This window comes from Azohydromonas aeria, assembly GCF_009760915.1.
GTDB lineage: Bacteria > Pseudomonadota > Gammaproteobacteria > Burkholderiales > Burkholderiaceae_C > Azohydromonas > Azohydromonas aeria.
In genome coordinates this window covers 63,374-70,431 of the sequence record NZ_VIDQ01000035.1, presented here as the reverse complement: position 1 = coordinate 70,431, position 7,058 = coordinate 63,374, and the positions used below count along the sequence as shown (strand labels likewise).

Below are 7,058 nucleotides of genomic sequence, written 5' to 3'. Positions count from 1 at the left end.
CTGGGCGCCGGTGGCGCGGCGCGTGGCGCGCTGCTGCCCTTCCTGGCGCAGCAGCCGGCCGAATTCGTCCTGGCCAACCGCACCCTGGCCAAGGCCCAGGCGCTGGCGCAGCAGTGCCAGGGCGCCGGCGCCGTCCGCGCCTGCGGCCTGCGCGAACTCGAAGGGCAGAGCTTTGACCTCGTGCTCAACGCCACCTCGGCCAGCCTCACCGGCGAGCTGCCCGCGGTGCCCGCCGGTGTGTTCGGCAGTGCGCAGCTGGCCTATGAGCTGGCCTACGGCAAGGGTCTGACGCCGTTCCTGCGCCTGGCGCAGGGCGCCGGCGTGCAGCGCCTGGCCGACGGCGTGGGGATGCTGGTGGAGCAGGCTGCCGAGGCCTTCCTGTGGTGGCGCGGCGTGCGCCCGCAGACGTTGCCGCTGATCAGGCAGCTCACGGTGCCGCTGGCCTGACGTCGAAGCGCGCCCGAGCCGGCCACCACATCGAAGCAGACGCCGGGGCCCTTGCGAGCCCGGGCGGCTGCATCCCGAGACAACGATTCCACACAAGCGCCCACCAGGAGACAAGCGCATGAAACTCGTTCGCCGCACCTTCGTTGCCGCCGCCGTCGTGGCCGTGCTGCCCCTCGCCGCGCACGCCGCGGACATTCGCGAGCACAGCATCAAGTTCGCGTTCCAGAACCCCAAGGAGCATCCGCAGGGCCAGGGCGCGCAGAAGTTCGCCGACCTCGTGGCGCAGAAGTCCGGCGGCAAGATCCAGGTCAAGCTCTACCCGTCCGGACAGCTCGGCGGCGACGTGCAGACCGTCTCGGCCATGCAGGGCGGCACCATCGAGATGACGGTGCTCAACGCCGGCATCCTGCAGTCGCAGGTCAAGGAGTTCGCGGTCTACGACTTCCCCTTCCTGTTCAACAACGCGCAGGAAGCCGACGCCGTGACCGACGGCGCCTTCGGCAAGAACCTGTTCGCCAAGCTGGAGCCCAAGGGCCTGGTGGGCCTGAACTACTGGGACCTGGGCTTTCGCAACCTCACCAACAGCAAGCGCCCCATCAACAAGGCCGATGACATCGCGGGGCTGAAGATCCGCGTCATCCAGTCGCCCATCTACGTGGACATCTTCACCGCGCTGGGTGCCAACGCCACGCCCATGCCTTTCCCCGAGGTGTACCCGGCGCTGGAGCAGAAGGCCATCGACGGCCACGAGAACCCGGCCACCGTCATCAAGGCCAACAAGATCCACGAGGTGCAGAAGTACCTCGCGCTCACGCGCCACATCTACAACCCACAGGCGCTCATCGTGGGCAAGAAGTTCTGGGACAAGCTCAACGCCGACGAGAAGGCGCTCATCACCGAAGCTGCTGCCCAGGCCACGACCTACCAGCGCGGCGTCTCGCGTACGCAGGCCGACATCGCGGTCGAGGACCTGAAGAAGGCCGGCATGCAGGTCACCGAGCTGCCGCCCGCCGAGATCGCCAAGCTGCGCGAGAAGGTCAAGCCCGTCGTCGAGAAGCAGACCGCGATCGTCGGGGCCGACACCGTCGCTGCGCTGCAGTCCGAGCTGGCCAAGCTGCGCAAGTAAGCGCGCCGTCCCTTCACGGGCCGCCCCAGGGCGGCCCTTTTCATTCCGCCATCCCAGGAGCTACGCAATGAAGATCCTCATGCTGCACGGCATCAACCACAACATGTTCGGCAAGCGCGACCCGAAGCAGTACGGGACCGTCACGCTCGCGCAGATCGACGAGCAGCTGCGCGCACTCGGCCGGGAGCTGGGCGCAGAAATCGAGAGCTTCCAGACCAACAGCGAAGGCGAGATGGCCGAGCGCATCCACCAGGGATACGCCGAAGGCGTGGACGCGGTGCTCATCAACGCCGGCGCCTGGACGCACTACAGCTACGGCATCCGGGATGCGCTGGCCATCCTCACCTGCCCGATCGTGGAGCTGCACATGTCCAACATCCACGCGCGCGAGGCCTTCCGCCATCAGTCCGTGTTCGCCGAGATCGTGCGCGGGCAGATCTGCGGCTTCGGCGTGGACAGCTACCTGCTGGCGCTGCGGGCAGCGGTGTCTGCCGTTGAGCAAGCACGGGCCGATTGAGGTGTTTTCGCCCGAGGCAAGGGCCGGTACTGAGCTTCGCGCACAGCGCATCCAGGGCTTGCCGGGTACGAGGAGCGAGCGCGCAGGCATAGCGCTGGTACTCGCTGCCACCGCCTGCTTCGCAGGGCTGGACAGCACAGCCAAGGCTGTAGGTGCCGCCGTGCCCGTGCTGATGGCGATGTGGTTTCGCTACCTGCTGCAGGCCATGGCCACCGGCGCGCTGGTGATCGCGCGGCGCGGCCCCGGAGCCTTCGCCACGCGCCATCCCATCCTCCACGTGCTGCGCGGGGTGCTGTTCACCAGCGCCGGGGCCATGGCTTTCCTGAGCCTGCGCTGGCTGCCCGTGGGCGAGTTCACCGCGCTGCAGATGCTCACGCCGCTGCTGGTCACGCTCTTGGCCGCCACGCAGCTGGGCGAGCGCGTGTCGACGCTGCGCTGGGCACTGGTAGCCGGCAGCTTTGGTGGCGCACTGCTCGTCATCCAGCCTGATGCGCGGGACATCAAATGGGCGATGCTGCTGCCCCTGGCATTGGTCGGTGTCAACGCGGCGTACCAGGTTCTCACAAGCGTCCTGGTCCGCGAGGACGAACCGGGCACGCTGCAACTGTGGACGGGCATCGTGGCCACGGTGCTGACCACGATGGCACTGCCCTGGGCCGGTGAATGGCCAGCACAACGGTCCCTTTGGGCGCTGCTGGGGCTCATGGCTGTGTTCAGCACGCTGGGACACGCCCTGCTCACGCAGGCCTACCGGCACGCCAGCGCCTCCACCCTGACCCCTTTTCTGTACGCGCAGGTTGGCTTCGCCACGCTGGCGGGCTGGCTGGTGTTCGGTCACAAGCCCGACTTCTGGACGCTGCTTGGCATCGTCGTGATTGCCGGTTGTGGGGCTGCCGGGACATGGCGCGCGGCACGCGCCTGAGCCCCCGAGATGGCAAGCCTGGCGGGCCGGCTGCTGGGGGCAACGATGTCAAAGGCACCCCGGCAAGCCCATCGCCTCCGATCCGGAATCCGCATCTGCGCGCGCGCTGGGTGTCTGGCGCCGGGCGTCACGGCCTCGCGTCCTTCGTGCCCCGGCGTCACGCCGCGGTTACCGCTTGCTCGTGGCGCGGTGGTTCCAGTCGCCGCAGAGGTCGTAGACGGAAATGGTGCGGCCTGGACCACCGCACGGCCGTTCGCCATGTGTGCTCGCCACGCGCCGCGTCGGGCATGGCCTCGCCCGGTTGCCGTGGCGGTGCCCATTGGCCACGAGCTCGTGAGCAGGCATGGCCGCACGTCCGCCGTGCGATGGAACACTGCAAGGGAACGGTTCAGACCGATCAGCTCGAGCTGCTGAACACCGATGCACGCAAGGGTGAAGCCCGACTGCTTCGTATCCGTGTACCGCATCCGGGCTGAGCGAGGGGCCTGCCAGTGGCCATGCGAGGCCCGCTCGGAAGAGCCCGCGTTCAGGCGGCGGCAACGCCGCTGCCGGCTCAGGCGACCAGGGCCCTCAGCGCGTCCGGCGTTGTCGTGGGCAGGCCGAAGAATTCCAGATAGGCGGGAATCTGCTCGAAGAGCATGTCGGCGCCGCCCTGGACGCGGGCTCCGCGCTCCTGCGCTGCGCGCAGGAAGGCCGTGAGTTCCTTGCTGTGCACGACATCGCACACGAAAGTGCCCGGCGCGATGCGATCCACCTCCAGCGGCATTGCGTCACCTGGGCTCATGCCCATGGGCGTGGCGTTGACGACGAGGTCATGGTCCGCAGGGTCCCTCGACCCCGTGCTCACTTTGACACCTGGGCAGTGCGCCCTGATGCGTCCGGCCAGTGCCTCGGCAGCCTCGCTCCGGGTGTCAAAGAGGCTGATGGCCACGGCACCCGCGGCCGCCAGCGACGCGGCGATGGCCGAGCCCACGCCGCCCGCGCCCACCACCAGCACCCGTGCGCCGGGCACGCGCAGGCCCTGGCGCTGCACCGCGCGCACGAAGCCGATGCCGTCGAACATGTCGCCTTCGAGCTTGCCGTCGGCCGTGAGCCGCACCGCGTTGCAGGCGCCGGCGATGCGGGCAGCCGGCAGCACGCTGTCGAGCTGCTGCAGCACGCTGATCTTGTGCGGCATGGTGATGACGGCGCCGCGCAGGTTGCGCAGCGCGAACAAGGCGCGCAGCATGGCCCCGAAGGGCTCGGCTTCGCAGGCCATCGGCACCAGCACCGCGTTGATGCCGGCGCGCTCGAAGTACGGGTTGTAGATGGACGGCGACTTGAAGGTGTGCGTCGGGAAGCCGATGTGGGCGATCAGCTCGGTGGATCCGTTGATCATGGAAGGTGCTTTCAGGATTCGTGCAATGGGTGGCGTTCAGGCCCGAGCCCAGGCCTGGCGCAGGAACTCGGCGCTGTGCCGCATGGCGCCCACCGGTTCGCCGATGACGCCGCATTCGCAGCTCAGCCGCCCGGCATAGCCCGCGCGCTTGAGGTTCCCGAAGAAGGTCGCGTAGTCATAGGAGCCGGTGCCCGGGTTCATGCGTCCGGTGTCGGCCAGGTGCACATGGGCCAGTTCGGCACCGTGTTCGGCCAGCGTGGCCAGCGGCTCGTGCTCCTCGTCTACGTGATAGAAGTCGGCGAGGCCCTTCACGTTGGCCAGGCCCGTGCACTGCGCGAAGCGCACGCCGTCGGCCACGTGGTTGCACTGGTTGGACTCCTTGCGGTTCAAGGGCTCGATGACCAGCGTGGCGCCGTCGGGCAGGGCCTGCGCCATCCAGCCCAGGGCCTGCACGAATTGCTCCTCGGCGCGCTGTGCGCTGAAGCCCTCGGGCACGTTGCGCGTCCAGCCGCTGCCGTACACCACGTGCGTCGCGCCGGCCAGGTCCATCAGCGCCGCCACGCGGTCGATGTAGGCGCGTGCGCGGCGCTCGTGGACCTCCGGACCCACCAGCCGCAGGTCGTGCGGAAACAGGTAGCTCATCACCGGCACCGGCAGAGGCAGCTCGCGCACCGTGGCCTTGGCCGCGGCGAACGCGGCATCGTCTTCGAGCTTCAGGGGCACGAGTTGCAGCTCGATGTAGTCGAGCCCGGCCGCCTGCATGGCCGCCGCCTTCTCGGGCGTGCCGCACCAGCCGATCTGGGGAATTTGGGAAGTCGTCATGTCGGATCGATGAAGAAGAGCTTGCGTGGCCGGACGCCACGGCGGGCATGTTCACTCATTCCATTGCTCATCGGTATGCTGCGATTCGTGCTATCACTGAGCATGAATCGTGGATAAATACCCGCAGCTGCAGGACCTGCGCCTGTTCTGCCTGGTCGTGCGACACGGCAGCTTCGTGGGTGCGGCACGGGAAGCGCGCGCATCGCAGACCTTGCTGAGCAAGCGCGTCGCGCTTTTGGAAAAGGCCCTGGGCGTCCAGCTGTTGAGCCGCACGACGCGCAAGGTGAGCATCACCGATGAAGGGCAAAAGGTGTTCGGGTGGGCGCAGCGGATCCTTGAAGACGTCGAAGGCATGCACGGCGACCTTGGTCGCGGTGCCGGTGAGCCGCACGGACCCTTGCGCATCGCATCAAGTGCCCGGCTTGGGCGCCAGATCGTGGCCCCGGCGCTGTCACTCATGAAGTCGCGCTACCCGGGCGTCGAGGTGTGGCTGGAGCTGATGGATCGCCGCGTCGACCTGATCGGCGAGGAGCTTCACGTTGACATCCGTGCCGGCGAGGTGGACGAGGCCAGCCTGATCGCGCACCCCATTGCCAGCAGCTCGCGCATCCTGTGCGCCGCGCCCGCCTACGTCGAGCGTCACGGCATGCCGCAGCGTCCTTCGGAGCTCACCGCGCACGACTGCGTGCTGCTGCGCGAGCGTGCCGAGCCATTCGGCACGTGGCGGCTGCTGGGACCGCGTGGTCCGGAGAACGTGAAGGTCAGCGGCACGCTGGCCTGCAACGACATCGATGTGGTGCTGCGCTGGGTGCACGATGGCCATGGCATCGTGATGAGCGCCGACTGGCTGTTGCGCGAAAGCCTTGCCAGCGGCAGCTTGGTGCGCGTGCTGCCCGAGTGGCGGCAGCCCGCGAACATCAATGCCGTCACGTCCACGCGGTCCTCGCAGTCGGCCAAGGTCAGGATCTTCCTGGAGTACCTGCGTGAAGCCGTGGCGCCTTGCTTTGCGCCGGCATGACCACCGCATGCGGCCCACGCTGCTCACAGCATGGGCTGTGGTCACTCGCGTGACCGGTTCATCTGCATGGAGAACGTGAAGCGGTCGGCCGGGTGGACCGAGACCGAGATCTCGAATGGCACGTCTGACGAGTCGAGGTAGCGGCGCACGATCTTGAGTGCCGGCGAGCCGGCCTCGGCCATCATCGGCTCGGCCAGTTCGCGCGGCAGGCTCATGGCGTTGACCTCCTGCTGGATGCAGGCGATGCGGCGGCCGTAATGCCGCTCGATGAGCGAGCTGATGAGCTCCTGCGGCGACTCGCGCACCAGCGCCGGCACGTCGGTGTACGACGCGTCGATATAGACGTCGGTCCAGCCGATGGGGCGGCTCTTCTTGCCGCCGTCCATGCGCTGGCTGCTGATGCGCAGCCAGCGCGTGCCGCCCGGGCAGCCCAGTTCCTTGGCCAGCGCCAGGTCAGCCACGATCTCCTGCACATCCCTCACCAGCCGCACGTGGGTGGCGCCGAACTGCGCGAGCTCATCCACGGTGGCGATGGACTGCGTGAAGCCCGGCGTGGGCCTGGAGGCCTCCACCCGCGTGCCCACGTTCTTGCGCCGCGAGATCAGCCCCAGCTCCTGCAACTCGTCCAGCGCCTTGCGCACCGTGTAGCGGCTCGCGCCATAGCGGTCGCACAGCTCGAATTCCGTGGGCAACAGCGAGCCGACGGGAAAACGTCCCCCGGCAATGCCTTCGGCCAGGTTGCGGGCCAAGTCTGTGTGTCGCGCCTTGTTCATGAGTCTCCAATCCTGCTTTGTCACCACTGCGGGTTTACCCGCATGGCGATTATGT

At 68.1% G+C, this 7,058-nt stretch carries 7 protein-coding genes and 1 pseudogene; 5 read left to right on the top strand and 3 right to left on the bottom strand.

Annotation, left to right across the window (positions count from 1 at the left end; translation table 11 throughout):
- From aroE to FJ694_RS19915, 4 genes and pseudogenes are all read left to right on the top strand, one after another.
- Positions 1 to 447, top strand: a pseudogene (gene aroE, locus FJ694_RS19930) (shikimate dehydrogenase); the annotation flags it as partial.
- A gap of 118 nt (positions 448 to 565) precedes the next feature.
- Positions 566 to 1,573 (top strand): TRAP transporter substrate-binding protein, encoded by a 1,008-nt coding sequence (locus FJ694_RS19925; protein WP_157269067.1) that lies wholly within the window; start codon positions 566 to 568, stop codon positions 1,571 to 1,573.
- A gap of 67 nt (positions 1,574 to 1,640) precedes the next feature.
- A complete protein-coding gene (aroQ, locus tag FJ694_RS19920; protein ID WP_157269066.1) occupies positions 1,641 to 2,090 on the top strand; it encodes a type II 3-dehydroquinate dehydratase in 450 nt (149 codons plus the stop codon).
- 1 nt (position 2,091) lies between these two features.
- A complete protein-coding gene (locus FJ694_RS19915) occupies positions 2,092 to 3,012 on the top strand; it encodes a DMT family transporter (RefSeq protein WP_375140240.1) in 921 nt (306 codons plus the stop codon).
- Between the two features lie 553 nt (positions 3,013 to 3,565).
- Here FJ694_RS19915 and FJ694_RS19910 read toward each other — a convergent pair.
- Together FJ694_RS19910 and FJ694_RS19905 are read right to left on the bottom strand one after the other, a co-directional pair.
- Complete coding sequence (locus tag FJ694_RS19910; protein WP_157269065.1) at positions 3,566 to 4,390, bottom strand: shikimate dehydrogenase family protein; 825 nt, start codon at positions 4,388 to 4,390, stop codon at positions 3,566 to 3,568.
- A 36-nt stretch (positions 4,391 to 4,426) separates the two neighbouring features.
- Positions 4,427 to 5,212 (bottom strand): TIM barrel protein, encoded by a 786-nt coding sequence (locus tag FJ694_RS19905; RefSeq protein ID WP_157269064.1) that lies wholly within the window; start codon positions 5,210 to 5,212, stop codon positions 4,427 to 4,429.
- A 109-nt stretch (positions 5,213 to 5,321) separates the two neighbouring features.
- Here FJ694_RS19905 and FJ694_RS19900 point away from each other — a divergent pair, with 109 nt between their 5' ends.
- Positions 5,322 to 6,230, top strand: coding sequence for a LysR family transcriptional regulator (locus FJ694_RS19900; protein WP_157269063.1), 909 nt, complete (start codon positions 5,322 to 5,324; stop codon positions 6,228 to 6,230).
- Between the two features lie 41 nt (positions 6,231 to 6,271).
- On the opposite strand, the gene FJ694_RS19895 is transcribed toward FJ694_RS19900, so the two are convergent.
- Positions 6,272 to 7,003, bottom strand: coding sequence for a GntR family transcriptional regulator (locus FJ694_RS19895; protein WP_157269062.1), 732 nt, complete (start codon positions 7,001 to 7,003; stop codon positions 6,272 to 6,274).
- Between the last annotated feature and the right edge of the window lie 55 nt (positions 7,004 to 7,058).